Source organism: Pantanalinema rosaneae CENA516 (genome assembly GCF_050753385.1).
GTDB lineage: Bacteria > Cyanobacteriota > Cyanobacteriia > Leptolyngbyales > Leptolyngbyaceae > Pantanalinema > Pantanalinema rosaneae.
This window is the reverse complement of record NZ_JBLZFZ010000083.1, coordinates 1-25,806: the sequence shown is the minus strand read 5'-3', so window position 1 is coordinate 25,806 and position 25,806 is coordinate 1. Positions and strand designations below refer to the sequence as shown.

Genomic DNA, 25,806 nt, shown 5'->3' with positions numbered 1-25,806 from the left:
GAGGGAGTGGGGAGATGAGGGAGTGGGGAGATGAGGGAGTGGGGAGATGAGGGAGATAAGGGAGTGGGGGACAGGGGGCTCATGGAATCATGACTGTTCACGGCTTCACCCTGGTTCACTTACTGTTACATCGCGTGAATGCGTTCGGGTTGGCTGCCGCTTTTTCTTACAATGAAGTCAAACAGATACTTATAGGATATCGATCGAGCATGGTCAAAACTGTTGCTGATGTCATGAGCCGCGACCTGATTACGACGCGTCCAGAAACTCAGTTGAATGAAGTGATCAAAATTTTGGCTGAACGGCATATCAGTGGTCTGCCAGTGATTGATGACTCCGGCAAGCTGGTGGGAGTTGTTTCGGAAACTGATTTGATGTGGAAGGAATCTGGCGTTACTCCCCCGGCTTACATCATGCTGCTCGATAGCGTGATCTATTTGGAGAACCCAGGACGCTATGAACGGGAACTTCATAAAGTATTGGGTCAAACGGTGGGCGAGGTAATGACTGCCAACGTGGTGACGATTACCCCCGACAAATCCCTGGCAGAAGCGGCTCGAACCATGCATGACCACAATGTCCATCGTTTACCAGTCGTTGATGATGCCGCCCGAGTGGTTGGCATCTTGACCCGAGGCGATATTATTCGTGAAATGGCAGCAGAACAAGGGTAGAGTCAGAACTGAGCACTTTAACTACTTACTGAATAGTCTTTAGCATGAGCATTACTCCTGAATCAGTTAGAACGCTGCTGGAGTCGCCGGAGCTTGGCGATCGCCTACGAGCAGTGAACCAAATTCGTGAATTAGACCCCAAAATTGGCTTCGAGTTAATTCAAACAGTCATCCACGATCGCAATCCCCGAGTCCGCTATTCCGGGATGAGTCAACTGGCCAGTTTAGGACACCAGGATCCAGCGATCACTATGGAACTGTTGCGAGCCGGATTGCAGGATAGTGAACCCGATGTGCAGGCTGCCGCCGCCGATTCGATCGGTGCTTTAAAACTCACAGAGGCGTATGACGACTTGCAGCAACTTTACCACCGCAGCAATGAATGGATTGTCAAATTCAGTATCATCGCGGCATTAGGAGAACTGGGGGATTACCGGGCCTTTACCTTGCTGGAAGAAGCCTTGCAATCTGATAACGAACTGGTGCAAATGGTAGCGATCGGGTCGTTGGGCGAACTGGGAGACGATCGCGCCGTCGGGTTGCTCGTTCCCCTGGTGAATACTCCAGACTGGCAAATCCGCTATCGAGTCGCCCAGGCACTGAGCCGCTTTACCACTCCAGAGTCCCGATCCGCCCTGGAAACCTTAGCGAACGATCGCAACGACCAAATTGCGCGAGAAGCCCAATCAGCCCTGGGCTAAATTGGCTCTAAAACCAGTCCATGACCGAAGAAATGGGATACAAGCCCCGTCCTTCTAGGACGGCTTTTTCTTAGACTTCAGGCTTCTAATCAGTTCTCTCAATACGTCTGTCTTGGTTCTACCAACAGCAGTGCAATATTCCTCTAAAATCTCAAATTCATATTCTTCGATCCTGAAGTCTAATCGTTTCTTCATGCTGGTATCCGGTTTTATGCTGTACAATATTAGCATGAAAGCAAGGTATCAATATCGTTTCTATCCGACCGACCAACAGCGACAGAGCCTAGCTCAGTTGTTTGGTTGTGTTCGGGTAGTTTGGAATGATGCCCTGGCGATCTCCAAACAGTCTGATTCATTGCCAAAGAATAGCGACTTGCAAAAGTGGGTGATTACTCAGGCAAAGAAAACGACTGAACGGGAATGGCTGTCTGCTGTTTCTAACATTCCGTTACAGCAGTCCGTTGCTGATTTGGGAGTCGCCTACAAAAACTTTTTCGATTCACTCAACGGCAAGCGAAAGGGTAAAAAAGTAGGCTCTCCACGGTTCAAAAAGAAAACGGGGAGGCAATCAGCGCGGTTCAGAATTGGTGGATTTTCAATCAAAGGTGAGGAGGTCTATCTTGCGAAAATTGGCAACGTAAAACCGATTTGGTCAAGAGAGTTGCCCTGTGAACCAAGTTCAGTCACGGTGATTAAGGACGCTGCAAATCGGTACTTTCTCAGCTTTGTGGTTGAGATTGATCCGGTTATTCAACCTGCGATTAATCCCTCTATCGGAATTGATTTGGGAATCAAAGTATTTGCGGCTTTGAGTACAGGTGAGAAGGTGTGCAGTCCTAGTTATTCCAAGCTAGACAAGCGAATCAGGCGCAAGCAGCGCAAATTTGCCCGTCAAGTCAAAGGGAGTAAACGCCGCGAGAAAACAAGGCTGCAAATTGCCAAGTTGCACAATCAGATTTCAGATACTCGCAAGGATTTCTTGCACAAGCTGTCGACTCGCGTGGTCAACGAAAACCAAGTGATTGCGCTGGAAGACTTAAACGTTTCTGGAATGGTCAAAAACCGCAAACTCTCTAGAGCTATCAGCTTGCAAGGTTGGAGAGAGTTCAGGGTTCTGGTTGAGGGCAAATCCCAAAAACTAGACCGTGAATTCGTTGCCATCAACCGATGGCAACCCACAAGCCAAATCTGCTCAGAGTGCGGTTTTAAGTGGGGCAAAATCGATTTGTCCGTTCGTTCTGTTCTCTGTATCAACTGTGGAACATCCCACGACAGAGACGAGAATGCGGCTAGAAATATAGAAAAAGTCGGGATAGGGCGTTGCCACGACTCTAAATGGACGGGGAGCGACCGTAAGACCTCTTCGCAGGCTAGTTGCGTTGAGCCGTCAAGAATCACCGCTCCTTCAGGACGGTGAGTATGTCAAAAGCGCTTCTGGGCGGACAGCCGTTCGCCCGTTACTAGAATCTTAGCTTTAAGCTTCGGCTAGAATTACCTGCTGGAGGGCTTTTGCCACTTCTGCCGCCGTAGTATAGCGATCGGCAGGATTAGGATTCGTCAATTTACGGGTAATCGTGACCAGATCGGGAGTCAACCCCGGTGCATACTCTGGATAAAAGCGAAATCCCTGTTCTCGTTGGGCATAAAACGTACTGGGGGGCTTACCAGTCAGGAGATAGACCAGGGTAGTGCCCAAAGCATACAAATCAGATGCTGTGCTAGCCGCCACGCCCTGTTGCTGCTCGGGAGCACTATAGCCCGAAGGGGAGGAAGGCTGAGATGACAACACTTTACAGGCTGCAAACCCAGTTAAGACTAGCTCCTGACTGGTGGTTAAGATACGCCGAATCAGTATGTCAGGATGAATAGCGTGATGTAAGACAGGGGGAGATTGGTGATGCAAATAATTCAGCACCTCACACACTTGCAGCATCCAGGCGATCGCTTGGGATTGTGCGATCGCCCCCTTCGTGTCTACTAACTGCTGAAGGCTTTGCCCAAACACCGCCTCCATAATCAAATAGGATTGCTCGCCGCTCATCACCGTTTCAATAAACCGGGGCAATCCGGGATGGTGCAATTGCAACAGATGCTTGGCTTCCTGTTCAAACAACTCCTCTGCTTCCGGATAGCGGCTCCATTCTGGCTTCAGTGTGCGCAGCGTAAAATTGCGTCCCTCCCGCCAGCCTAAATAGTTGCAGTAAAAGGCATCCTGCTGGAGCAGCTTGAGCACCAAGTAGTTACCTACCATAAACTGCACCCGCAAGGGTTGACCACATTCGGGGCAAAACAGCAAATCACGCTCGACATAGCGTTGGCAACAGGCATTTAAGGGCAAATCAGCCAACGCAACTGCTGCGGCTGGAACTACGTGATCCTCTTCATTGAAGGTACTCAGATGCGGGTGAGCATGGGCAACCGGCGGCGGCGACTCACTACAATCTATATCGGTACGAGGCGTGTCACTGGGCAGAGCAGCGGGCGCATTCGTCGGCGATCGATCTGGTTCAGCCTGATCAGAGGCTTCGGCTGCCGGAGGACTCGCGGTATTCTGAACCACCCGTTGGGCTAATGTTTTTTCGCCAGCAAAGTTGCGCGAGGCACTGACGGCATCTGCCCCAATATGAATTTGCACATTGGGGCCCGATCGGGCTAGACGAATGATCACCCCATCTTCAACCGGGACTTGAGTAATCCGTTTGCCGTCTAGATAGGTGCCATTGGCTCCCAGATTCACAATTTCCCAACCAGAATCTGACTGGCGTAACTCAACATGGTGGCGCGAGACAACCGCACTATATAAAATCACATGGTTGTCGGTCGAGCGACCAATCCGAATAACTGTTTCATGCTCAAAGCTCCAGCTTTGAACCGGAATGGACTGAATTGGATGCAGCAGGGTCAGAGTAATCACACTGGCAGCGTAGAGGCTGAAGTCGTAGCCCGTAAGGTAAACGGCTATCGTCCAAAAACTTGATTCTATCCTACGTTGCTTTGGCTAATGTTGCGTTCAAAAACTTGTTGCATCGCTTCAAGTTTCCGAGGTTGGACACCAACCAGCACAACCCAGGGTAGTAAACTGTTACTTGATTAAACGGGAGGCTATAACCCATAGACTCTAGCCGATCGCGCCAGCTTGGTTCAAGCACAGACCAAAATTTGGTCGCAATTCCATGTCTACAAGTCTATCCAGGGTTAGCAGGGACGCGGCTCGGAGCGCAAGTTCTCTTGACCAAGCCAAATTCAAGAACTTCCTCGCTCCAACCTAGCGCAAATTGACTGACTTAAGACATTTGGAACAAAAACGTCACCTTATCCCCTTTACCTAAGGCAATGCGATCGCCCGATCGCAGCCGATGGCGATTGCCCATCGATAGCGGCAGATTATTAATGTAGGTACCGTTAGAACTACCAACATCCTCAATGAAGTAGGCATCCCCCTCCACGCGAATATCGGCATGGATGCGGGAGACAATCTCGGAGTTGGGAAATCCCGATACGTCAATATCCGGTGGAATGCGATCGTTCGGCTTGCCAATGTGAATCACCGTCAGACTCGTGGGCACTTCTAGCACCGTATTCGTTTGCACATGTAACAACCGGGCAACCTGAGCTTGAATTTGGGTATGGGAAGATTCCAGGGGGATCGGAGGGGTGACCTCTCCCGCCGCTTCTGGTTGGGCAGTAGGAGGCACTAGAGCCGCTAGGGATGCCGCTGCCGGAACGGGATCGGGCACTGCCACTGGGGGCGGGATAAGAGCATCGGGAGGCAGTTCCAAATCTGGCACCGCTAAATCGGGCAGAGCAGACACATTACTAGCCACCAGTGGTTGCTCCAGTTCAGCCGCAACGGACTTGAGGTTAAAGCCACACTGTCCACAAAAACTAGCATCTGTCTGGACAGCCGCTCCACAATTGGGACAAGCCGTCATCGCCGGGAGCGGGGTATAACAGGCCTCACACTGCACCGCACCGTCAGGATTTTGATGATTGCAATTTGGGCAGACAATCATGGGAGTTTCTTGACCTAAGCACATCATAGAAAAGTAGACCCCAAACGGTCAGGATCGGGCATCCGCCATATCCCCTGCCTACTACCACCATTCTGACCGCTTTCGTCGTCGATCGCCGCAGTTTTTGCTGTGACTCACCGTTAAGCCACCAGGTCTTGACCCGCCGCTTGCTCCAGTAACCACCAGAGTGTGCCCTGAGGCTGAATTAACCGAGAGGGATAGAGGGAGTCATCCCCCTCCGCCGCAAACACCGCTTGCAGGGCAGGGCGTTTACTGGCTCCAGCTACCATAAAGATCACCCGGTTCGCGTGGTTAATTAAGGGAGCCGTAAAGGTAATGCGCGGTTGCCCATCCTTTTGCCCGACCGTAATCAGGCGATCGGTAACCGTGAGTGCCTCGGTATGGGGAAACAACGACGCGGTATGCCCGTCATCGCCCATGCCCAACAGAATCAAATCAAAGGCAGGAAATTCGCCGGGATGCACCTGGAAAAATTCTTCTAATTCCGCTTCATATTGGTTCGCGGCGATCGCTGGCTCATCGGCAGCCGTCGGCATGGGATGGATATTGAAACTCGGGATTTTGACATGGTTCAACCAGGCTTGCCGGGCCATCGCTTGATTGCTATCGGGATGATCGGCAGGCACATAGCGTTCATCCCCCCAGAACACATGAATATTCCGCCAGGGCAAATCCTGTTGCGCCAGTTGTTCATACAACGGTTTAGGGGTGCTGCCTCCCGCTAACGCGATCGTACATTGACCGCGTTGGGCGATCGCCTCCTGAATGGTTTCCAGCACCAGTTGCAGCGATCGTGCCACTAATGCCGCTTGATCTGGCAACACTTCAACGATTCTGTTCATTCCAGCTTTCGGGTTGCATAACAAACATCGCCACAATAAGGCGGAACCGATGAATCGCCCTAAATTCGGTGGCAAAAATTAATAAAAGTTGGCAAGCGCGATCGCTAACCGTCTAATAACGCTTCCACAAACTCATAGCTAGAGAATGGTCGCAGATCCTCAATGCCCTCCCCAGCACCAATGAAGCGAATTGGTAAGCCCAGTTGCTTCACGACCGCCAGGGCAATTCCTCCTTTGGCTGTGCCATCCAGCTTAGTCAGCACCACGCCACTCAGTTTTGCCGCTTCCGAGAACACCTCTGCCTGCCGTAAGCCGTTCTGTCCCAAGGTGGCATCCAGTACCAGCAGGGATTCGACGATCGCATCCGGGGCTTTCTTATCGATGATCCGCCGGACTTTGCTTAACTCGTCCATCAAGTTCTTTTTGTTCTGCAAGCGTCCCGCCGTATCAATCAGCAGCAGTTCTGTCCCCCGAGCCTGGGCGGCGGTAATCGCATCAAACACCACGGCGGCTGGATCGGTGTTCTTGCCGGGGTTAGAGATCACCTCAACCTCACTCCGCTGCCCCCAAACCTTTACCTGTTCCACGGCCGCCGCCCGGAAGGTATCTGCCGCCCCAATTAAACACTTGTAACCCGATTTCTGGGCAATATGAGCCAGCTTGCCGATCGTCGTCGTTTTACCTGCCCCATTCACGCCCGTCATTAACCAGATATTCAACCGACCCTGTTCGGGAGCGAAGAATAGACTCGCCATATCTTCAGTGCCAACGGAGCGATCGAGCATATCGCGCAAAATCTGTTTCAGATAAGAGATCGCCGCATCCGGGGGCAACACCTCATCCCGAAGTTTCTGCTGCAACGCTTCAATAATGGCATCCGTGGCTTCTACACCCACATCCGCCTGGAGCAACGCGGCTTCAATTTCCAGTACCGCATCCTGATTCAGCGGCCCCTGACCGACGATCGCCTTCAGTTGATTAATCAGTCCCCGGCGGGTTTTATCTAATCCCTGGCGTAATCGTTTCAGCCAGGTAATTTCTTCTAGGGAGATTTGGTCAGGACGACGACCTTGAGAGGCAAGAATTTCGGCAGACCAGAGAAATCCTTCGTCTAACACTAAGTCCGGTGGCAGGGCAATTTCAGGAGTAGCCGTCTTTGCCGTGGGCTGGGGTTCTGGTTCTGGCTCGACGATCGCCGTTTCCCGCAATTGCTCTAATCGAGCCTGTCGATCGGCCTCTGCCTGTAACCAAAAGGGCACCGCCGCAGATTCTAGCTCAACCTCAGTCGCAGATTCACGGGTTGGAGCAGGTTCTACCGCTTCTGCGGCAACGGGAGCAGGGGCGATCGCTTCAGCCATCACCGTCTCCTCAGCCACAGGCTCCGCTTCAGGGGAGGTTTGACTGACTGACTCTAGAGGCGGTTGAGCACCGGAGGTTGCCTCAACATTCTCTGGAGTTGGTTCCAGATCAGGCGATTCTGGTACAGATGGTGGCTGAATTTCAGGTGGTTCTGGAGCGGATGCTCCCTCGATCGATTCCCCCTCCACGGGTTCTGGCACTGATCCAGCCGGAGGAGCAGGTTCCGCCGGGGCGGCAGTGGTTGGAGTCGCTTCAGCCTGACGCTTGCGGATATTTTCGTAGGCGACCTTTGCCCAATTCAGATAATCTTCCGCCACTTCATCAGTTGCCGCTGCATCGGTCGCGGGTTCTGCCGTAGCCGATTCAGACGGAGTCGCTGCATCTACCTGAGACGGCTCAGCCTCAGATTCTTGATCAAATCGACGACGAAACCAATCAAATGTCATACCTACCCCCTACTCACCCAGCGCTCTCGATTCTGCCTTAATCTGATCCGTGACCCGACGGAGCACTCCATTAATAAAGCGATGTCCATCTTCGCCGCTATAGCGCTTCGCCAGTTCTACCGCTTCGTTGACCGCGACCCGATCGGGCACTCCTAAATACTGTATTTCCGTCACCGCAATTCGTAGAATATCGCGATCGATAAACGCCAAGCGGGAGAGTTGCCAATCCACTAAGGACTGGGTTAGCAGGTGATCAATCTGCTCCTGATATTCCCGCAGCTTACCCATAATTTCTAAGGCGTAGGAACGCACTTCCTGCTGATTCGAGAGTTGAATGATCTCCGGTACCTCGATCGCCATCCCTAACCGATTAATCGCGGTCTGGGTCAGTTCGATCGCCTCATTCACCATCGCTCTGGCACTTTGAACATCCGTTGTGCGCGTTTCACTATTCAGGAGACGAGTGCTACTTTGTTGGAGTTCGGCGGCGGCGGTTTCTAGCGCATCCTGAGCTTCGCTGGTCAACGTCCGAATCGCGGCTACCAGGACATTGTTTAATGCTTGAGCTTCTAACCGCTCTGAGGTAGCCGGTAATTGACTAATACTTAACAGTGCCAGTTCACGGGCAATTCGACGGGCTTGCATAATGGCAGACTTGTATAACTCCTGAACAGCAGTGAAAAACAATCAACAGTTCACACACAACATTGCCAGCATGGCAATCTATTTTATGCAGCCATTCTGAAGCCGAAACCCCAAATTTGGCATGTCACCTTATTCTTCTTCCACCGCGATCGCCTGTCGGCTCTGCTCCGCGAAGGGATCGAGTACCCGTTTACGGTTCGCTTGAGGCAGAGATGCCGCCAGCATGACAGAATCCGGACTAACAATGCCACCGGAAATAATCACTTTAAAAGCATCTTCGATCGGCATGGATAGTGTGATGACTTCATCCTCTGCCACCACAGCATACCAGCCTGTAGTTGGGTTAGGCGTTGTAGGAATAAATACACTCAACATTGGTCCTGGGAAGTGCGACTGAAACTCACCACTAATCACCCCAGTCACAAACCCCAACGACCAAATTCCCCGCCGAGGATACTCCACTAAGACAACCCGGCGAAACTTACCGCTCGAATCTTTCAGCAGAGTTTCTAAGAGTTGCTTCAACGTTTTGTAAACTGCACCGGCTAACGGAATTGCCTGGAGAATCCGTTCTCCCACATCCAGCAACCAGCGTCCGGCAATATTCCGCGCCATCAGCCCAATGATCAGAATGCACGAGAGCGGCACTGCCAACCCCACGAGAAAATCCAGCAGGTTCACCAAAATCGGATGTAATCCATCAAACGGATTGACTTGCTTGGGGATGCGCGTTAAGAAGTTAATCACCCAGGTTGCGATCGTCAGGGTGAGCCAGATTGTGGTTGCCAGAGGAATTACCACCAACAGACCAGCAATCAGGTCATTCTTCAGATCTTGCTTGAAGCGTTGGAGCACAGGCAGCCTAATCTCCTTAACAAATGGCAGCGAAACCAGATTAAAAAAGCTGATGAAAGCCAGCTATAGTTTAAGACTTGTAAATCAGTTCTGTAACTAATTGTTGCAAATATCTCAGGCTTTCTTCAAGTCCTTCCTTTTTATCTTAATGATCATCGCACTCGATCGCCCCTTCTCTCCAAAAATATGTATTGGAGTTTACCGATCGTCAGGATTGAGATACGGACGATCAAGCCAAACCTGTGAGATGGGCGGAATTCCACCTCACAGATGCAAGTCAGGTTCAGGTCAGGCGATGGTCGTTATCGCACTTGGCGTAACCCCGTCCAGCCCACCAGGGTATAGCCGATCGCCAGCAGCACACTATTCAGGGCGGTACGCGCCGCTGCCCGTCGAGCATTCCACTGCGCCTGCGTCTTGGCCTGCTCTAATTCCTCCCGCCGGGGCTTTAACTCACGCTCAAGCTGGGGAGCCAGTTTCGCCTCCAGGGCTTTAGGATCGGTTTTCAGCTTTTGCAGTTCTGTCAGTTGTTGTTTTGCCTGAGCCAGTTCCGCGTCACTGAGGGAACGCCCCTGGAATTGCCCGGTTTTTGTAGCTTCCTGTAAGGCACTGATTTGTGCCTCTAGTTGAGGTTGTACCTGTTGACTTAACTGCTCTTTGATCTCTGCCAGCCGCCCCTCCGCCTGCTTCACCTGGGCATCGGCGGCTTGTCCGGTTGCACTCCAACCCCAGGGAGCAATCATCAGAAACGATACCCCCAACACTGTTGCAATTAACAGCGCCGCAATTCGTAAGCCCTGGGAGGTTTGGGATAGGGAGTCCGCCGCTTCACCCCGGCTGTCTAGAAATTGTCCCAGAAACAATAATGCCAGCCCGACTAAGGGAATAAAGCCGCGATCGACCATTTGAGTCGTAAAACTGACCACCCACTGAGAATCGCCAAAATTGGCAGTTGAGAGCAAAATAATGTAATCAATTAAAGAACCCAGAATTAAAACAATTCCAGCAAGCTTTAATACTAAGGCTGTCCAGGGATCGAAATAGGATGGTTTCGTCATAGATTGGGGTTAATTCATTCGGCGATGCTGTAGGCTTACCGCCCCGTTTTTTATCTTGATAAGAATAAAATAGGTCTGGCGCTACAAGATTTCTATAGTAGCCACGATGGGGCATCTACACCAGCATCACCAAAAACTGGAAAGCAAAGATCGATTGTCATGAGGGATTCTTTCCAACTAAAGTTTCAACCCTGGAGTGAACACACTAAGATATCACCTAATCGTTTGACTACAGTTTGAACTGAGGTTGAGCATTCGTCACCAGAGATGAAGCTATGTATCTTGAATAAATTGGTAGAACTTAATACTGTTGATGCGACAGTATTCGCTAAGATCTTGGGCAAAATTTTCTACGTTGTCGATCGCGATTCGGGGTATCCTTACCTGCGTTTTGGCGAAGGCAAGCGATCCGTGAGCAGGCTGTGATCATCTCTCGGCACCTACCCAGCAACGGTTAGACCACTGCCCAGTAGGATGATGTGGTGCAATGCTTTTTCCATATAGCGATGATTTCCCCACTTTGATCCAATGACTGCTGTGCCCCTCCCTCGACAGCCATCTCAACCCCCCGACCGTGCTGGTGGTGCTTCCTCAGAAGTCACCCCAGTCTTTGCTTTGAAGGAGTTAGTGGCACGGCTAAACCGGGAACAGCACAAAATTCAAGATTTATTGAGTTCATTAGGGTTTGCCTTACGTAGCTTTAATAATCTCAATCAATTTCTGGAATTAATTCCATTAATGGCGAGCCGTGTTACAGATTGTGACGGTGGCGCGTTATTGCTGTTTAAACCGAATGGGCAGGTGCGGTTAGAGCGATTGCATTGCCAGGATGGCTTACGGAGCCAGGATGTGCGGAAGGCGATCGAGCTTGCCACTCGCCAAATTACAGCTAAATTTGCGGGAGATTCCGGTAGTTCCGTCATATTGCCACCCCCTGCGATCGCCGCTCTGGATCATCAGGTCGGTCATTTTCTGGGAGCCGATATTCGACTATTCGGTACTGCCATTCTGGTAAAAAATGTGGAACGGGGCAGGCTCTATGTGTTTAGTCGTGATCCCCAGTACACCTGGACAGAAACCCGCCAAAAGCTGGTGCGGTTAGTTGCCGACCAAACAGCAGTCGCGATCGAAAACGATGAACTCACGGTTGAGTTACGCAAGAAAGAGCGGCTCGATCGGGAACTGGAAATCGGCGCAGAAATTCAGTTGCGGCTATTGCCCCGTCAATGCCCTGCCATTCATGGGGTTGAACTGGCGGCTCGTTGTCAAACGGCTAGCCGAGTCGGGGGAGATTATTATGACTTTATTCCTGCCAGTTATGATCAGATCCGCCATAAAAAAGACGGCAGCAGCGAAATGGCACGTTGGAGCGTGGCGATCGGGGATGTCATGGGCAAAGGCGTACCCGCTGGCTTAATTATGACCATGACTCGGGGCATGTTACGAGCAGAAGTATTGAACGCCCACTCCCCTGCCCGAATTTTGCAGCACCTTAATCGCGTCATGTATGCCGATCTGGAAAACTCCAATCGGTTTGTCACCCTGTTTTATTCTGAATACGATCCGCAAACCTGTATCCTGTCCTACAGCAATGCGGCTCATAATCCCCCTTTGCTCTGGCAAGCCGCCACTAAAACCATTAAGCGCTTGGATACATTGGGTATGTTAATTGGGTTAGATGCCGATACCCACTATCAAGATGCCCAGATTCAACTGCATCCCGGCGATATCCTGATCTACTACACTGATGGCTTTACCGATGCCGCTAACCAAAATGGGGAACGGTTTGATGAAGAAAATTTGACCCAGGCCTTTCGGTGGGCATCGCAACACTTTAACCATCCCCAGGCAATTCTCGACTATTTATTTGACCGAGTGCAGACCTTTATTGGGGTTGGCAACCGCAACGCCGATGATATGACCCTAATTGTGATGCAGATTAAGCCTGTATAAGCGGTGTCAATAAGAAAGCGTATAATCTGTGCTAACCTATCAGGTGCTAAAAAGCCCAATCTCTGACTGGCTCAGTCTGGATCAGTGATTGGTACAGCGTTTTAGTTCGGTACAGCCTGGATTCATGACCGCCTAGATTCATTATGGAGGAAACAGTGATGCTCATCAGCGTGATACAGCACGATATAACCACCTGGTTAGTTGGGATGACTCACTGGACAGATACCCTGCAACTGCTCCATTGGCATCTCCCATTTGATTTGTTGAAACTAGGTGACAAAGTTTTAGAAACCGATCCGTTTGGGGATTTTCAACGAGCAATCAACCATTTCTTTAAAACAGGTCAAGCCTGGGCATTTTTTATTGGTTTAGTGGCAGGTTACTTGATCCGAGCCTTTACCAACTTTGGTTAACCCGCAGCAGTGGTGATCTGCCGAATCACGCCTCAGTCAGATGAAAGTTGGCACTGCCAATTCCTCAGGCGTGTCGGTTTTAACTGCTAATTGCCGCTTGGCATGATAAATCTGAATAGTCCATTGCACCCATTCAGAGGTAGGTTTTCCTTTGAATCAAGACCTTCAATCTGTTTCTAGTCATTCAGCATCCACCTGGAGTCAACGGTTTGAATCGGCACTGCATCCCGCGATCGCCCGATTTAATGCCAGTATTGGCTTCGATATTCGCTTGATTGAATATGATCTGACCGGCTCTCAAGCCCATGCCCAAATGCTGGCTCACACGGGCATTATCTCTGCTGCCGAGGGAGAACAGTTGGTACAGGGATTGGAGCAAATTCGGCAGGAATATCGAGCAGGCAAGTTTACTCCCGGCATTGACGCGGAGGATGTCCATTTCGCGGTCGAACGGCGGTTAACCGAGCTAGTAGGCGATGTTGGGAAAAAGCTGCATACCGCTCGATCGCGCAATGACCAGGTTGGGACAGATACGCGCTTATACCTGCGGGATCAAATTCAGCAGATCCGTGTCCAGATCCGCGAATTCCAAGCGGCGCTATTAGCCCTTGCCGAGCACCATGTTGAAACGCTGATTCCGGGATATACCCATTTACAACGGGCACAGCCGTTAAGTCTGGCGCACCATTTGCTGGCGTATGTGGACATGACCCAGCGCGACTGGGAACGATTAGGAGAAATTTATCAACGGGTAAATATTTCTCCCTTAGGCTCGGGAGCTTTAGCAGGCACTACCTTTCCGATCGATCGCCACTATACGGCTCAACTGCTGAACTTTGGCGGCGTGTATAGCAATAGCCTGGATGGTGTTAGCGATCGTGACTTTGCGATCGAATTTCTCTGTGCCGCCAGCCTGATCATGGTGCATCTCAGCCGCTTGTCGGAAGAAGTGATTCTCTGGGCATCGGAAGAATTTGGCTTTGTGACGCTGAAGGATAGCTGTTCCACTGGCTCCAGCATTATGCCGCAAAAAAAGAACCCCGATGTCCCGGAGCTAGTGCGGGGCAAAACTGGGCGAGTCTTTGGGCACTTACAGGGCATGTTAGTGCTGATGAAAGGGCTGCCCTTAGCGTATAACAAAGACCTGCAAGAGGATAAGGAAGCCTTATTTGATGGCGTATTGACCGTACAAGCTTGCCTGGAAGCCATGACCATCTTGCTGCAAGAGGGCTTAGAATTTCGCCCCCGCCGGTTGCAAGCCGCTGTCAACGAGGACTTCTCTAACGCCACCGATGTTGCCGATTATCTCGCTGCCAAAGGGGTGCCCTTCCGCGAAGCGTATAATCTCGTCGGCAAGGTGGTCAAAGCCTCTCTCACCCAAGGGAAGTTATTGAAGGACTTAACATTGGCTGAGTGGCAAGCCTTACATCCGGCGTTTGAAGCGGATATTTATGCCGCGATCGCGCCTCAGCAGGTGGTTGCCGCCCGGAATAGCTATGGTGGCACAGGATTTGAGCAAGTCCGGCAAGCCCTCCAAGCCGCAAAAGCCAGGATGCAGGCATAGGCACAACCAAAAACCAGGTCATGGCGATGATCCGTCAAGGCAATTCAATGACCACCCCTGCAAGTTCAGCCGTTCATTGAGCGGCAAAATGAACGCTATGCTTCAAACTCGTTACAGATAGTCATGGTCGTCGGTTTGCAGCGTTTGATCACCATACTGATGCCTCTGGCACCTTCAGTTTGCAAATCCTGAATGTAGCCAGAAGCGGCATCCTTAGCTTCGATCGCTTTATCAAATGGTCCAAAGTAATAAACACAATACGGTTCGCTCGTCGTCACTTCCAACCACCAATTCGTACCGATCGACTGCACAAACCCAGTCACCACTTCCTTCGCTGCGGTCAGGAGTCCAATACTCATACAAGCGCCCCCATTCGTCCTAGCCTGATATTGGCTTATGCTACGCAATTCTTAACAGAAGTTGCGGTAATCGGGCATACAAATTTCAAAAAGCCAGAACTCATTCCTAGAGAGGATTCAGTGATCCCGGTCGGCTAGCAAGGGCTTTCCTGAGTTGCCAGAAATTTTGTCAGGGCGAAGCATTTGGCTCAAAATCTAGGCAATCCTCGCACAATCGATCGTCTAAATGCTTCACCTCGACTGATCGGCTATTAGTGCGGACTGGGAGCCGAGTAATAACTCAACACCTCTTGCCCCCAACGCACCAGTTTTTCCGAGCCTTCCATCATCAGGAGATAGCGCCCCTGTCGTAAATGATGGCGGTAAATACTGACGGTGGTTCCTTCCCCCAGGAAGCCACTCACGATCCCAACGAATGCTCCGACCAAGCAACCCACGATCGCACCCATACCGATCACACTGGCAAGGAACGTCAGTTCCCCAACAGACAATTCATCAAACAATGCCAGGATGATACTGACACAAATCCCAATCAAACAGCCGACGCTCCCCAAGGTGGTAGCCTTACGGGTGGCAATTTGCATCGGTTGCATTAACCCGACCCGTTCTGGGCTGCTATATCCCTGCCCCACGATCGCTAAGTTTTCTGGGGAAATGCCGTGGTAATGGAGCAGACGATAGGCTTGAAACACCGCCGCTTCATCTGGAAAGACAACAATAGCGAGGCAAGTTGGGCGACGGCCGATCGCGGTTCTTCGCAAAAGTCGTGCGATAGTCACTGGGGTACCACTTAGCGTGAGGAATGGGGGAAGCTTGTCTGCATTCTAACCTCAGTTGATAGCTGGCAGAATCCGCTAAACCCAGCAATTTAATGAATTCTTCGGGAGTTCGCTCAACTCACCCGGAATGTTCCCAGAGAACAGGTGTAGGGTAGAGAGTGTAACCATGTTTTAGGTAAGTATTGGTTCTATGCCTCCTCGTTGGCCTCGTAAACCTGATCGTGCGGACCCTGATTTTCGTCGGTTAGACGATCGCATGACGTTTGCTACCCATGTGGCATTATTTGCCGCCGTCAATTCCGGTCTCTGGTTCTTTCGGGAATTAGGGGATGTGCAGCAAGGCATTCCCGGTGGGCTAACCTGGACTCCCTGGATCACCGGGATTTGGGCAACGATATTGTTGCTGCATGGTATTGCTATCTTCGCGGTGATTAAATATCAAAACCCGACGGCAACCCCCTCCCCGGCTGGCACTGGGTTTCGACCCAAAGATCATTTAGCCAAACCACCCAAACGCTAGTTCAGGTTACTTGCTACCCGAATCATGACTCGAAGTGCGGAAATTCTTTGTGTGGGGACAGAGTTACTGTTAGGAGATATCCTCAACAGCAATGCTCAATTTTTAGCGCAGGAACTGGCTCGACTAGGCATTGCCCATTATTACCAAACCGTCGTCGGCGATAATCCCGATCGCATCAAGCAAGCGGTGGCGATCGCCAGCGATCGTGCCGAACTGCTGATCTTCACAGGTGGACTAGGGCCAACCCCTGATGATTTAACTCACGCCACCCTGGCAGACTGCTTCGGCGTTCCATTGGTCGAACATCCCGCAATTTTGGCAGACATCGCCCATAAATTTACCCAACGGGGGCGAGTCATGACTCCTAACAATCGCAAACAAGCGCTGCTCCCGGAAGGCGCGGCTGTCCTAACGAACACGGCGGGCAGTGCTCCTGGTATCATCTGGCAACCCCGTCCTCAAATTACTATCCTCACCTTTCCGGGTGTCCCGGCGGAAATGCGGCAGATGTGGCGAGAGGTGGCTGTCCCCTACCTGCAATCTGAAGGCTGGGTGCAGAAGACCCTCTATAGTCGCACCTTGAAGTTTTGGGGCATTTCGGAATCTGGGTTAGCGGAGAAAGTGGGGGATTGGTTTGAGTCCCAAAATCCCACGGTGGCTCCCTATGCCAATCATGGGGAGGTGAAACTTCGGATTGCGGCTCTGGCAGATTCGGAAGTGGTTGCCAGACAGATGATCGACCCGATCGCCAAAGAACTTCAGCGCATTGGTGGTCTGGATTGTTACGGCAGTGATGACGATACTTTAGCGATCGTCGTTGGGCATCTGCTCCAAACCACAGGGGCAACTCTGGCAGTAGCAGAATCCTGTACGGGCGGCGGTTTAGGAGCCATGCTGACAGCCGTTCCTGGGAGTTCCCAATATTTTTGGGGTGGAATTATCTCCTATGACAACTCTGTAAAGGAGCGGTTATTAGGGGTTAATCCAGTTAACTTAGCGCAGGAGGGAGCCGTTAGTCCTATAGTGGCGCAGCAAATGGCAACCGGAGTCCGCGATCGCTTAGGGACAGATTGGGGACTCAGTATTACGGGAATTGCCGGACCCGATGGCGGCACAGAGGCAAAACCCGTTGGGTTAGTCTATATCGGTTTGGCAGACAAAAACGGGGTACAAAGCTTTGAACATCAGTTTGGTGCCACCCGTGGACGGGATTGGATTCGTCACCTCAGTGCCTGTACCGCTTTAGATCATCTACGGCGGCAGTTGTTAACTAATGCTGACGAAATCATGCCCGCAACCATCCGTTAAACAATCGGTTGACGCGATCGCAAAATCCGTCGATTCCTGTCTCCCCACGGACTAATACGTTAGACTGAATTTATCCAGTTAGATGAAACTTTTCAGTTTTCTTTCCTTCCTGGGGCTGTGACTCCAACTGCTAAATTGGGTACAATTTCTGTAAGTCATCAAGCTCTAGTTTAGAGATCGCGTACTTATAACAGTCAGTACGCTGTTGGCAGCTAGGCTATTACTTAAGGAGCTTCTGTTCAATGGACTACCTGGAAAAGGTGCTGGAGAAACTCAAGGACTTAGCACGCAAGTTGATTGAGGCGCTGTTAGGTCCAGAGCCGCAGCCAGAGGCAGAGCCAATTCCCATTCCAGTTAACGATCGTCAGCGCCGTTCGTAGTTCTTCTGGGGAAGTGGTTTGAGCCATCTACAAGATTCCTCACTTCGCCCACCTTCGCTGATGCGGGTTTTGGTATTGCATGGACCGAATTTGAATCTCTTGGGTAAACGTGAGCCCGGGATCTATGGGTCTGTGACGTTGGACGATATCAATCGTCTGCTCGAACAAGAAGCCAAAACGCTACAAGTCAGCCTTTCAGCCTTCCAGTCTAACCACGAAGGGGAGCTGGTAGACGCGATTCATGCTGCCTCAGGTCAGTATGAAGGGTTAGTGATTAACGCGGGAGCCTATACCCATACCAGCGTAGCGATTCGAGATGCGATCGCGGGAGTCAAGCTGCCTACCGTCGAAGTCCACCTGAGTAATATTTATCGCCGCGAAGAGTTCCGGCATCATTCCTATATTGCGCCGATCGCGATCGGGCAAATTAGCGGATTTGGTGCGGATAGTTATCGCTTAGGGCTACACGCCTTAGTCAATTATCTCAAACAAGCGGCTGCAACCGATTAAGCCAAATTATTTCTACATTCAGCCGCTCACCGTCCAGCTAAAAGTAGTTTGGATAGCAGCAAAATATGATTCAATCAGGTGAAATTACCTGAATATGGCTGGGCTGCCATATCAACCATCCTGAATGCAAGACGCTGTCTATTTAGCGGTTAATGGCACTTTAATGCGGGGACTTGCCCTCAACGGCAATATGCAGCAGGTTGGGGCAACCTTTGTGCGGGAAGCCTGGACAGAACCCACCTATCGCTTATGGTCGATCGCCGATCGTCACCCCGCCATGCTCCGGGTTACTTCGGGGGGGGCAGCGATCGCTGTGGAAGTTTGGGCAGTTCCCGCCGCCGGAATCGCCACTTTGCTGCAACTGGAACCCCCAGGACTGTGTATAGGTAAAGTGCGACTCGCGGATGGAGAAGAAGTTCTAGGGGTTCTGGGCGAAGCCATCCTGTGTGCAGGACAACGGGAGATTACCACCTGGGGAGGGTGGCGAGCTTATGTAGAGGGTAAGGGAGATGGGGAGATGGGGGAGGTAGGGAAGGCTTGAAAGGGCGTTTGAATCCGAAGGAATGAGTGATGTCAGAATCCAACTTAGATGCAGAAAACTATGTCCAGCAAGTGGCGCAAATGATCGGGTTGCCGCTACCGCCGGAACATTTGCCAGGTGTGATCGCCAACTTCGATCGCATTGCTGCCGTGGCTCAACAAGTCATGGAGTTTCCGTTGCCCGAAGAGACTGAAATTGCGCCTGTGTTTGAACCGTAATTGTGATTGAGTTCTCCTAAGCTATGAATCAAGCCTATCCCGATGTGACTAGCATTGCTGAGAGTGTTCGGAATCGCGAAGTGTCCACGAAATCTGTGGTAGCCGCCGCTCTTGCCCGGATTGCGGATCAGAACCAGCAGCTAAATTGCTTTACCAGTGTGCTAGCCGATCAGGCAATGGCAGAGGCAGAGGCGGTTGATCAGGCGATCGCGGCAGGCAAGGATCCGGGTGTTTTAGCGGGAGTGCCGTTTGGGGTCAAAGATTTGTTTGATGTTGCCGGAATCACCACCTTAGCCGGTTCTAAAATTAACGCCGATCGTCCTCCCGCCACCCAGGATGCCACCTTAGTCACCCGGCTGAAACAGGCAGGCGCGATTCTGGTCGGGGCACAAGTGATGGACGAGTATGCCTATGGGTTTGTCACGGAGAACAGTCACTATGGCGTGAGTCGCAATCCCCATGATTTAAACCGGATTACTGGTGGTTCCTCCGGTGGCTCGGCAACAGCGGTCGCGGCAGGATTAGTGCCCCTATCGTTAGGCTCAGATACCAATGGCTCTATCCGCGTACCGGCTGCCCTATGTGGCATTTTTGGGCTGAAACCCACCTATGGGCGACTATCACGGGCGGGTACATATCCCTTTGTGGGCAGTCTAGATCATTTGGGACCCTTTACCCGATCGGTACGAGATCTCGCATTAGTATTTGATGCCCTCCAGGGCTATGATCCGGCTGATCCGGTGTGTACCCAACGTCCACCAGAGGCTTGCCTACCTCAATTAACTAAGGGCATTGAGGGACTGCGAATTGCGGTAGCTGATGATTATTTTCGGCAAGGGGCAGAACCGGAGGTATTAGCGGCGGTAGAGACGATCGCGACGGCTCTGAAGACAACTCAAACCGTGACCATTCCAGAGGCGGCTCGGGCACGATCGGCGGCATTTATTATCACTGCCTCAGAAGGAAGTAATTTGCACCTGGATGATTTACGGCAGCGTCCCCAGGATTTTGATCCTGCCACCCGCGATCGCTTCCTGGCAGGAGCCTTGATTCCAGCCACCTGGTACTTACAAGCTCAACGGTTTCGTTCCTGGTATCGCGATCGTGTCCGCGAGTTATTTCAGCACGTGGATATTATTCTGGCTCCAGCCGCTCCCTGTCCCGCCCCCTTGATCGGACAACAGACTTTGGTTCTGGATGGCAAGGAAGTTCTGCTCCGTCCCAATATTGGGCTGTATACTCAGCCTTTATCATTCATCGGCTTACCGATCGTTGCCATACCTGTCCAGCGTCCGGGACAGTTACCGATCGGCGTTCAAATTATTGCCGCGCCTTATCACGAAGCCCTCGTTCTGCGAGTGGCGGCTTACCTGGAAACCCAGGGCATTGTGGCGGCTCCCGTCCCAACCCTCGCCTCAGCCAATTAATTCGATCAGTTAGACCAGCGTGATCACCGTAACTTCTGGGGGACAAAATAAGCGTCCAGGTAAATAGGTTCCCAAACCCCGGTTGATATAAAGCTGATTGTCACCCAGTTGATGTAAGCCCTGTGCCCATTCCCAGTGACGCATGGTGCGAGCGCAGGATTTTAGTCCTGGGAGGCGACGTTTCCACTGTTTCGGTAATCGATTATAGAGCCGAGGAATATAGGGGGCGACATTTCCCAGTCCTGGTAGGATCACCTGTCCCCCGTGGGTATGCCCAGACAGTTGTAAGTCTACCCGCCACGATCGCAGTAATTCGGCACTATCGGGATTATGGGATAGCACCAGACGCGGCTGCATCGGGTCAAGCTGAGTCATGAGGGGTTCTGGTTTGAACTCATACGACCAGAAATCGGCAAAGCCAACCATCGGCAAATCCGCCCCCAATGGATAGGCGATCTGGTTCCATAGCACTTCAATGCCAGAGTTAGTTAATGCCTGGGTAACTTCGGGACGCGATCGCCGCCGCAGATTATCGTGATTGCCCAACACGGCATAGACCCCATGACGACTTTGCAGTTTGCTTAGCCAAGGCGCTAACTCATGAATTGGACTGGGGTCATCAGTAATAAAGTCGCCTGTTAAGACCACTAAATCGGGATCAGCGGCATTACTGGCGGCGATCGCTTGCGATAACAGGTTTTCAGATAGCCGAACCCCATCAAAGTGAAAATCAGACATTTGCACCAGACGCAATCCTTTTAGCCGGGACGGCAATCCTGCGATCGTCACCGTTAGTTCTTCGATCGCCAGCCGTCCGGTCAATACTCTGTGCATTAGCCTGCTCCACCAAATCAGCGACTCTAGCCTAACAAAGCGCACCTCCTGTCTCCAGTGTTGCTTAACACGGATGTGCCAGTTCCGGACTAGCGCCGATCGCGGTCAACAACCATTTACCATCTGCGATCGTGGTTTAGGATGGATCAGAAGTTCATCAAGTGGCGGATTAAGGACAGGGACATGCAGAAGCTAACCAACCGGGGGCAACGAACCAAGATCATTACCCTTGTATTCTGCTTTTTAGTTGTCCCAGTGCTGTTGTTGTTCCTAGCCCTGATCCAACCAGCCGCCGCCGCCACACCCAAGCACTACACGGAGCTAACGTTTCCGCCGTTACCAGAAATTACCATTCCTGACTATACGCGCTTTCAACTGGCCAATGGCATGGTCGTTTATCTGATGGAAGACCATGAGTTCCCCTTAGTCGGTGGAACTGCCTTAATTCGGACGGGCGATCGCTTCGAGCCTGCCGAAAGAGTGGGGTTAGCGGAACTAACGGGTACGGTGATGCGGAGTGGGGGTACGGAAACCTATCCAGCGGCTCAACTGAACCAACTCCTAGAGCAAAAAGCCGCTTCGGTGGAAACTGGCATTTCGGAAGCCGCAGGTTCGGCAGGGTTTAGTGCCCTGAGTGAAGATTTGGAATCTGTATTTGGCTTATTTGCAGAAGTCTTACAGAAACCTGCCTTTGCGGCAGATCAGTTAGCGGTCGCCAAAACTCAGGTACGCGGTGGAATTGCCCGCCGGAATGATGATCCAAATAGTATTACTTCCCGTGAGTTCACGAAGTTGATTTATGGCGCGGATAGCCCCTACGCTCGGATCACTGAGTATGCCACGATCGACCCGATCGCCCGTGAGGATTTAATCAACTTTTATCGCCAATATTATTCTCCCGATCGGATGATTCTGGGAATTGTGGGTGACTTTAATCCGCAAACGATGCGGCGACTCATTGAGCAAAAATTTGGCAATTGGCAACCCGATAAACCATCGGCTAACCTGACAATTCCTACCGCTACTCAGGTGAATCAGGGCGGGATCTTTTTAGTGGATCAACCGCAATTAACCCAAAGCAATATCCGCATGGGGCACTTGGGCGGACTGTTAAATAGTCCCGACTATCCGGCGTTGACCGTGATGAATGAAGTGCTAAATGGGTTCGGCGGACGCTTATTTAACGAAGTGCGATCGCGGCAAGGGTTAGCCTATTCGGTCTATGGGCTTTGGAGTCCTCGATATGATTATCCGGGACTATTTGTAGCGGGAGGACAAACGCGATCGGAAGCCACCGTTCCCTTCATTAAAAGTGTGATGTTGGAGTTAGCTAAAATTCGTACCGCCCCTGTCAGCGACACGGAGTTGAAAGTGGCTAAAGATTCAGTGCTTAACTCCTTTATCTTTAATTTTCAGGAGCCTTCACAAACACTATCGAGACTATTAACCTACGAATACTACGGCTATCCCAAAGATTTTCTCTTCCAGTATCAGCAAGGGGTAGAAGCGACGACGATCGCGGATGTCCAACGAGTCGCCAACAAATACTTGAAACCCGAAAATATTGTGACGCTGGTTGTGGGTAATGCCAAGGCCATTCAACCCCCGTTAAGTAGCATTAGTCCAAATGGCAAAGTTACCGCGATCGATGTGACAATTCCTGCCCCGCAGCAGAGTTAAGCAGCAAATCTTTGGGTTAACAGCCCCCTAGCCCCCAATTCTGGGGGAACTGGATCTCTCTTTAGCCTAGCCGCCAATCTGGGACATGGTTCTGGAGTAGCTGCCGCTTGTACCAGAAATTCGATCTTTGTAGTTAATCTCTGGTTTTAGCATCAGTAACTCTCGCACTTGTAGCCGCAATTCGGGTAAGGAAACCCCTGCTCGTAATTGAGTTTTCAGATCAATTTGTCCAGTTTCATTTAACAAACAGGGACGTAACCAACCATCGGCAGACAACCGCATTCGATTACAGCGATCGCAGAAACACTCCGACATTTGGCTAATGAATCCTAATGTGCCTTTGGCACCAGGAATCTGAAACACATCGGCAGGTCCATTACCGCGAACTTGTGACTCGGTTAACCCCCATTTGGCGCGAATTTGTTGCCGTAGATCTTCCGAATCAATCCAGCCTTTGGTATGGAACAGATCATCATTGCCGATCGGCATGAATTCAATAAATCGCACATGCCATTCGCGATCGATGCTTAATGCCGCTAGATCTAACACTTCTTGATCGTTCACGCCGGGAATTACCACCACATTCAGCTTTAACGGATTAAACCCGACTCGATAAGCCGCTTGAATCCCCTGCCAAACTTGCTGCCAGCGCGATCGTCCCCGTTGCCCAATGATTTGATCAAATACTTCAGGTTTGAGGGAATCCAGACTGATATTGATTCGGCGCAATCCGGCATCATACAAGTCCTGTGCCAGGTCTGCCAGCAGAAAGGCATTGGTCGTCATCGCCAGATCTTGCGTTTCGGGGAAATTGGCGATCGATCGTACGATCTCCACCACATCAGGACGAATCAACGGTTCGCCACCCGTCAGCCGAAAGCGAGTAAAGCCAACCGGAATCAAGACTTCTTGCAATAACGTCAATAATTCCGCCTGCGTCAACAAATCCTGCTGCAACACATAGTCAATGTCCGCCCCTTCCGGCATACAGTACTGACAGCGGAAATTGCAGCGATCGATAAGGCTAATCCGAAGATAATCTACCTGGTTCATGCCCTCATTGTGACTGATCTGCTGATGTGGCTTCCATAACGCCGGATAATTTTCCTAAGGATCATGAACTAAATAACCTGAGCAACTGCAACCTTTTACCTGTACGGGCGCGGCATTCGGCAGAGATTTCTGGAACAATGGCAAGGGCTTTTTACCGTAGCCTGCTTCCCGCAGGGTATGCCACGCCCCTACGCAAGGAATTACAGCTTATTAAATTTGCGATCCTAAGTAATCCCCTTGCTAACCGATCGCTTCGATCGTGCCTTCCGCTTCATGCACCAGTGCCCGTAACTGATCCAATGTTTGAGGTGAGACTTGCTGCCAGAGTCCCCGTTGGCTGGCTTCTAGCAAGCGTTCTGCCATATCCCGCAATGCCCAGGGATTTTTTTGCTGCACAAACTCCTGCACTACTGGATCAAACAAATAAGCCTCGGCAATGCCTTGATACATGTGATCCTCCACGCAATGGGTGGTGGCATCGTAGGCAAACAGGTAATCGATCGTCGCTGCCATTTCAAACGCCCCTTTATAGCCATGTCGCATCACACCAGCGATCCACTTGGGATTGACGACACGGGAACGATACACCCGCGCAATTTCTTCCCGCAATTGCCGAACTTTTGGTTGCTCCGGTCGGGAATGATCACCAAAGTAAATTACCGGATTTTGCCCCTGGGTCGATCGCACCGCTGCCGTTAACCCACCCTGAAACTGATAGTAATCATCCGAGTCGAGCAAATCATGTTCTCGGTTGTCCTGGTTATGTAACACCACCTGCATTTGTTGTAGCCGTTGGGCGAAGGCTTCTGGAGCCGAGTGTCCCTGTCCCTGTCCGGTGTACGCGTAACTACTCCAGTTAATGTAGGCTTGTGCCAGATCGCGATCGTCCGTCCAATTCTGAGCTTCAATCAACCCTTGCAGTCCCGCCCCATACGCCCCTGGTTTCGAGCCGAAAATTCGATAGCGCGATCGCACTTCTGCCTGTTCTAGCGATAATCCTTGACTCTGCCAAGCTTGGGTTTCTTGTCGCACCCTCACCGCTAAGGGATTCTGCTCAGGAGGTTCATCTAATGCCGCCACGGCGGCTACGGCTTGATCAAATAAATCAATCAAGTTGGCAAAGGCATCCCGAAAAAAGCCAGAAATCCGGAGGGTGACATCCACCCGAGGACGACCTAAAACCGATAGCGGCAAAATCTCGAAATCAATCACTCGCCGCGCCATCCCTTCCCAAACGGGTTTCACCCCCAGCAAGGCCAGGGCTTCCGCCAAATCATCGCCCCCCGTCCGCATCGTAGACGTGCCCCAAATGGATAATCCCAATGTTTTAGGATATTCCCCCTGTTCCTGGGTATAGCGTTCGATCACGGCTTCGGCGGCTTTCCGACCAATTTCCCAAGCGGTTTCGGTGGGAATTGCCCGAATATCGACGGAATAAAAATTGCGTCCAGTCGGCAACACATCCGGACGACCGCGCGTGGGTGCTCCGGCGGCTCCGGCAGGAACATACTGTCCATCTAAGCCGCGTAGCAGGTGAGTGATTTCCTCTGAGGTTTGTTTTAGAGCGGGGAGAAGGTGGGTGTGAATCCAGGTAAGTTCGGAGGTGGTATGGGGGAGGTGGGGGAGATCAGGAGCTGTCTCTTATACACATCT

26 protein-coding genes are annotated in these 25,806 nt (G+C 51.3%); 14 read left to right on the top strand and 12 right to left on the bottom strand.

What is annotated here, in order from left to right:
* The first annotated feature begins 209 nt into the window (after nt 1-209).
* The 3 genes from ACN4EK_RS29405 to ACN4EK_RS29395 all read left to right on the top strand — a co-directional run bounded on the left by ACN4EK_RS29405 (nt 210) and on the right by ACN4EK_RS29395 (nt 2,792).
* Entirely contained in the window at nt 210-674 is a 465-nt protein-coding gene (locus tag ACN4EK_RS29405) for a CBS domain-containing protein (protein ID WP_431661992.1), read from the top strand.
* A gap of 44 nt (nt 675-718) precedes the next feature.
* Nucleotides 719-1,375 carry a phycobilisome degradation protein NblB gene (gene nblB, locus ACN4EK_RS29400; protein WP_431661991.1) on the top strand — a complete coding sequence of 219 codons (657 nt, stop codon included), beginning with the start codon at nt 719-721 and terminating at the stop codon, nt 1,373-1,375.
* A gap of 130 nt (nt 1,376-1,505) precedes the next feature.
* A complete protein-coding gene (locus ACN4EK_RS29395) occupies nt 1,506-2,792 on the top strand; it encodes an RNA-guided endonuclease InsQ/TnpB family protein (protein WP_431661990.1) in 1,287 nt (428 codons plus the stop codon).
* A 57-nt stretch (nt 2,793-2,849) separates the two neighbouring features.
* Here ACN4EK_RS29395 and ACN4EK_RS29390 read toward each other — a convergent pair whose 3' ends face one another.
* From ACN4EK_RS29390 to ACN4EK_RS29360, 7 genes are all read right to left on the bottom strand, one after another.
* Nucleotides 2,850-4,289 (bottom strand): protein kinase domain-containing protein, encoded by a 1,440-nt coding sequence (locus ACN4EK_RS29390; RefSeq protein ID WP_431661989.1) that lies wholly within the window; start codon nt 4,287-4,289, stop codon nt 2,850-2,852.
* A 370-nt stretch (nt 4,290-4,659) separates the two neighbouring features.
* Complete coding sequence (locus ACN4EK_RS29385) at nt 4,660-5,388, bottom strand: FHA domain-containing protein (protein ID WP_431661988.1); 729 nt, start codon at nt 5,386-5,388, stop codon at nt 4,660-4,662.
* 140 nt (nt 5,389-5,528) lie between these two features.
* Nucleotides 5,529-6,251: a 6-phosphogluconolactonase gene (gene pgl, locus ACN4EK_RS29380; RefSeq protein WP_431661987.1), complete on the bottom strand. Its 723-nt coding sequence runs from the start codon at nt 6,249-6,251 to the stop codon at nt 5,529-5,531.
* A 104-nt stretch (nt 6,252-6,355) separates the two neighbouring features.
* Nucleotides 6,356-8,056: a signal recognition particle-docking protein FtsY gene (gene ftsY / locus ACN4EK_RS29375; RefSeq protein WP_431661986.1), complete on the bottom strand. Its 1,701-nt coding sequence runs from the start codon at nt 8,054-8,056 to the stop codon at nt 6,356-6,358.
* A 9-nt stretch (nt 8,057-8,065) separates the two neighbouring features.
* Nucleotides 8,066-8,701 carry a transcription antitermination factor NusB gene (gene nusB / locus ACN4EK_RS29370; protein ID WP_431661985.1) on the bottom strand — a complete coding sequence of 212 codons (636 nt, stop codon included), beginning with the start codon at nt 8,699-8,701 and terminating at the stop codon, nt 8,066-8,068.
* 129 nt (nt 8,702-8,830) lie between these two features.
* Nucleotides 8,831-9,556, bottom strand: coding sequence for a DUF502 domain-containing protein (locus ACN4EK_RS29365; protein WP_431661984.1), 726 nt, complete (start codon nt 9,554-9,556; stop codon nt 8,831-8,833).
* Nucleotides 9,557-9,858: 302 nt separating this feature from the next.
* On the bottom strand, nt 9,859-10,614 hold the full coding sequence (locus tag ACN4EK_RS29360) for an HpsJ family protein (RefSeq protein ID WP_431661983.1): 756 nt from the start codon (nt 10,612-10,614) through the stop codon (nt 9,859-9,861).
* 528 nt (nt 10,615-11,142) lie between these two features.
* Here ACN4EK_RS29360 and ACN4EK_RS29355 point away from each other — a divergent pair.
* The 3 genes from ACN4EK_RS29355 to argH all read left to right on the top strand — a co-directional run bounded on the left by ACN4EK_RS29355 (nt 11,143) and on the right by argH (nt 14,544).
* On the top strand, nt 11,143-12,567 hold the full coding sequence (locus ACN4EK_RS29355) for a PP2C family protein-serine/threonine phosphatase (protein ID WP_431661982.1): 1,425 nt from the start codon (nt 11,143-11,145) through the stop codon (nt 12,565-12,567).
* Nucleotides 12,568-12,725: 158 nt separating this feature from the next.
* Nucleotides 12,726-12,980: a hypothetical protein gene (locus ACN4EK_RS29350; protein ID WP_431661981.1), complete on the top strand. Its 255-nt coding sequence runs from the start codon at nt 12,726-12,728 to the stop codon at nt 12,978-12,980.
* 151 nt (nt 12,981-13,131) lie between these two features.
* On the top strand, nt 13,132-14,544 hold the full coding sequence (gene argH / locus ACN4EK_RS29345) for an argininosuccinate lyase (RefSeq protein WP_431661980.1): 1,413 nt from the start codon (nt 13,132-13,134) through the stop codon (nt 14,542-14,544).
* A 95-nt stretch (nt 14,545-14,639) separates the two neighbouring features.
* Here the strand turns inward: argH and ACN4EK_RS29340 are convergent, their stop codons facing one another.
* Both ACN4EK_RS29340 and ACN4EK_RS29335 read right to left on the bottom strand, forming a co-directional pair.
* The gene (locus tag ACN4EK_RS29340; protein WP_431661979.1) at nt 14,640-14,903 is read right to left on the bottom strand and encodes a DUF1816 domain-containing protein; all 264 of its coding nucleotides are present in this window, start codon (nt 14,901-14,903) and stop codon (nt 14,640-14,642) included.
* A gap of 251 nt (nt 14,904-15,154) precedes the next feature.
* Complete coding sequence (locus ACN4EK_RS29335; protein ID WP_431661978.1) at nt 15,155-15,682, bottom strand: hypothetical protein; 528 nt, start codon at nt 15,680-15,682, stop codon at nt 15,155-15,157.
* Nucleotides 15,683-15,872: 190 nt separating this feature from the next.
* On the opposite strand from ACN4EK_RS29335, the gene ACN4EK_RS29330 reads away from it, so the two are divergent.
* The 7 genes from ACN4EK_RS29330 to ACN4EK_RS29300 all read left to right on the top strand — a co-directional run bounded on the left by ACN4EK_RS29330 (nt 15,873) and on the right by ACN4EK_RS29300 (nt 20,586).
* Nucleotides 15,873-16,202, top strand: coding sequence for a 2TM domain-containing protein (locus ACN4EK_RS29330; protein ID WP_431661977.1), 330 nt, complete (start codon nt 15,873-15,875; stop codon nt 16,200-16,202).
* A 24-nt stretch (nt 16,203-16,226) separates the two neighbouring features.
* Nucleotides 16,227-17,510, top strand: a complete 1,284-nt coding sequence (locus tag ACN4EK_RS29325) for a competence/damage-inducible protein A (RefSeq protein WP_431661976.1) — start codon at nt 16,227-16,229, stop codon at nt 17,508-17,510.
* 242 nt (nt 17,511-17,752) lie between these two features.
* Nucleotides 17,753-17,890, top strand: a complete 138-nt coding sequence (locus ACN4EK_RS29320; RefSeq protein ID WP_431661975.1) for a hypothetical protein — start codon at nt 17,753-17,755, stop codon at nt 17,888-17,890.
* 60 nt (nt 17,891-17,950) lie between these two features.
* Complete coding sequence (gene aroQ / locus ACN4EK_RS29315; RefSeq protein ID WP_431661994.1) at nt 17,951-18,400, top strand: type II 3-dehydroquinate dehydratase; 450 nt, start codon at nt 17,951-17,953, stop codon at nt 18,398-18,400.
* Nucleotides 18,401-18,524: 124 nt separating this feature from the next.
* Complete coding sequence (locus ACN4EK_RS29310; protein ID WP_431661974.1) at nt 18,525-18,941, top strand: allophanate hydrolase-related protein; 417 nt, start codon at nt 18,525-18,527, stop codon at nt 18,939-18,941.
* 29 nt (nt 18,942-18,970) lie between these two features.
* Entirely contained in the window at nt 18,971-19,159 is a 189-nt protein-coding gene (locus tag ACN4EK_RS29305; RefSeq protein WP_431661973.1) for a DUF4089 domain-containing protein, read from the top strand.
* Between the two features lie 23 nt (nt 19,160-19,182).
* Nucleotides 19,183-20,586 carry an AtzE family amidohydrolase gene (locus ACN4EK_RS29300; RefSeq protein WP_431661972.1) on the top strand — a complete coding sequence of 468 codons (1,404 nt, stop codon included), beginning with the start codon at nt 19,183-19,185 and terminating at the stop codon, nt 20,584-20,586.
* Between the two features lie 9 nt (nt 20,587-20,595).
* On the opposite strand, the gene ACN4EK_RS29295 is transcribed toward ACN4EK_RS29300, so the two are convergent.
* Nucleotides 20,596-21,420: a metallophosphoesterase gene (locus tag ACN4EK_RS29295; protein WP_431661971.1), complete on the bottom strand. Its 825-nt coding sequence runs from the start codon at nt 21,418-21,420 to the stop codon at nt 20,596-20,598.
* Between the two features lie 183 nt (nt 21,421-21,603).
* Between ACN4EK_RS29295 and ACN4EK_RS29290 the strand changes: the two genes are divergently transcribed.
* Nucleotides 21,604-23,100: a M16 family metallopeptidase gene (locus ACN4EK_RS29290; protein ID WP_431661970.1), complete on the top strand. Its 1,497-nt coding sequence runs from the start codon at nt 21,604-21,606 to the stop codon at nt 23,098-23,100.
* Nucleotides 23,101-23,166: 66 nt separating this feature from the next.
* Here the strand turns inward: ACN4EK_RS29290 and moaA are convergent, their stop codons facing one another.
* On the bottom strand, nt 23,167-24,153 hold the full coding sequence (moaA, locus tag ACN4EK_RS29285) for a GTP 3',8-cyclase MoaA (RefSeq protein ID WP_431661969.1): 987 nt from the start codon (nt 24,151-24,153) through the stop codon (nt 23,167-23,169).
* Between the two features lie 240 nt (nt 24,154-24,393).
* Nucleotides 24,394-25,740 (bottom strand): cobaltochelatase subunit CobN, encoded by a 1,347-nt coding sequence (locus tag ACN4EK_RS29280; RefSeq protein WP_431661993.1) that lies wholly within the window; start codon nt 25,738-25,740, stop codon nt 24,394-24,396.
* Nucleotides 25,741-25,806 lie beyond the last annotated feature (66 nt).

Bases quoted from the DNA above. Each gene is read 5' to 3' on its own strand.
- ACN4EK_RS29405 (WP_431661992.1), top strand. From the start codon at position 210: ATGGTCAAAACTGTTGCTGATGTCATGAGCCGCGACCTGATTACGACG.
- nblB (WP_431661991.1), top strand. From the start codon at position 719: ATGAGCATTACTCCTGAATCAGTTAGAACGCTGCTGGAGTCGCCGGAG.
- ACN4EK_RS29385 (WP_431661988.1), bottom strand. From the start codon at position 5,388: ATGATTGTCTGCCCAAATTGCAATCATCAAAATCCTGACGGTGCGGTG.
- pgl (WP_431661987.1), bottom strand. From the start codon at position 6,251: ATGAACAGAATCGTTGAAGTGTTGCCAGATCAAGCGGCATTAGTGGCA.
- ftsY (WP_431661986.1), bottom strand. From the start codon at position 8,056: ATGACATTTGATTGGTTTCGTCGTCGATTTGATCAAGAATCTGAGGCT.
- nusB (WP_431661985.1), bottom strand. From the start codon at position 8,701: ATGCAAGCCCGTCGAATTGCCCGTGAACTGGCACTGTTAAGTATTAGT.
- ACN4EK_RS29360 (WP_431661983.1), bottom strand. From the start codon at position 10,614: ATGACGAAACCATCCTATTTCGATCCCTGGACAGCCTTAGTATTAAAG.
- ACN4EK_RS29355 (WP_431661982.1), top strand. From the start codon at position 11,143: ATGACTGCTGTGCCCCTCCCTCGACAGCCATCTCAACCCCCCGACCGT.
- ACN4EK_RS29350 (WP_431661981.1), top strand. From the start codon at position 12,726: ATGCTCATCAGCGTGATACAGCACGATATAACCACCTGGTTAGTTGGG.
- ACN4EK_RS29340 (WP_431661979.1), bottom strand. From the start codon at position 14,903: ATGAGTATTGGACTCCTGACCGCAGCGAAGGAAGTGGTGACTGGGTTT.
- ACN4EK_RS29330 (WP_431661977.1), top strand. From the start codon at position 15,873: ATGCCTCCTCGTTGGCCTCGTAAACCTGATCGTGCGGACCCTGATTTT.
- ACN4EK_RS29325 (WP_431661976.1), top strand. From the start codon at position 16,227: ATGACTCGAAGTGCGGAAATTCTTTGTGTGGGGACAGAGTTACTGTTA.
- ACN4EK_RS29320 (WP_431661975.1), top strand. From the start codon at position 17,753: ATGGACTACCTGGAAAAGGTGCTGGAGAAACTCAAGGACTTAGCACGC.
- aroQ (WP_431661994.1), top strand. From the start codon at position 17,951: ATGCGGGTTTTGGTATTGCATGGACCGAATTTGAATCTCTTGGGTAAA.
- ACN4EK_RS29310 (WP_431661974.1), top strand. From the start codon at position 18,525: ATGCAAGACGCTGTCTATTTAGCGGTTAATGGCACTTTAATGCGGGGA.
- ACN4EK_RS29305 (WP_431661973.1), top strand. From the start codon at position 18,971: ATGTCAGAATCCAACTTAGATGCAGAAAACTATGTCCAGCAAGTGGCG.
- ACN4EK_RS29300 (WP_431661972.1), top strand. From the start codon at position 19,183: ATGAATCAAGCCTATCCCGATGTGACTAGCATTGCTGAGAGTGTTCGG.
- ACN4EK_RS29295 (WP_431661971.1), bottom strand. From the start codon at position 21,420: ATGCACAGAGTATTGACCGGACGGCTGGCGATCGAAGAACTAACGGTG.
- ACN4EK_RS29290 (WP_431661970.1), top strand. From the start codon at position 21,604: ATGCAGAAGCTAACCAACCGGGGGCAACGAACCAAGATCATTACCCTT.
- moaA (WP_431661969.1), bottom strand. From the start codon at position 24,153: ATGAACCAGGTAGATTATCTTCGGATTAGCCTTATCGATCGCTGCAAT.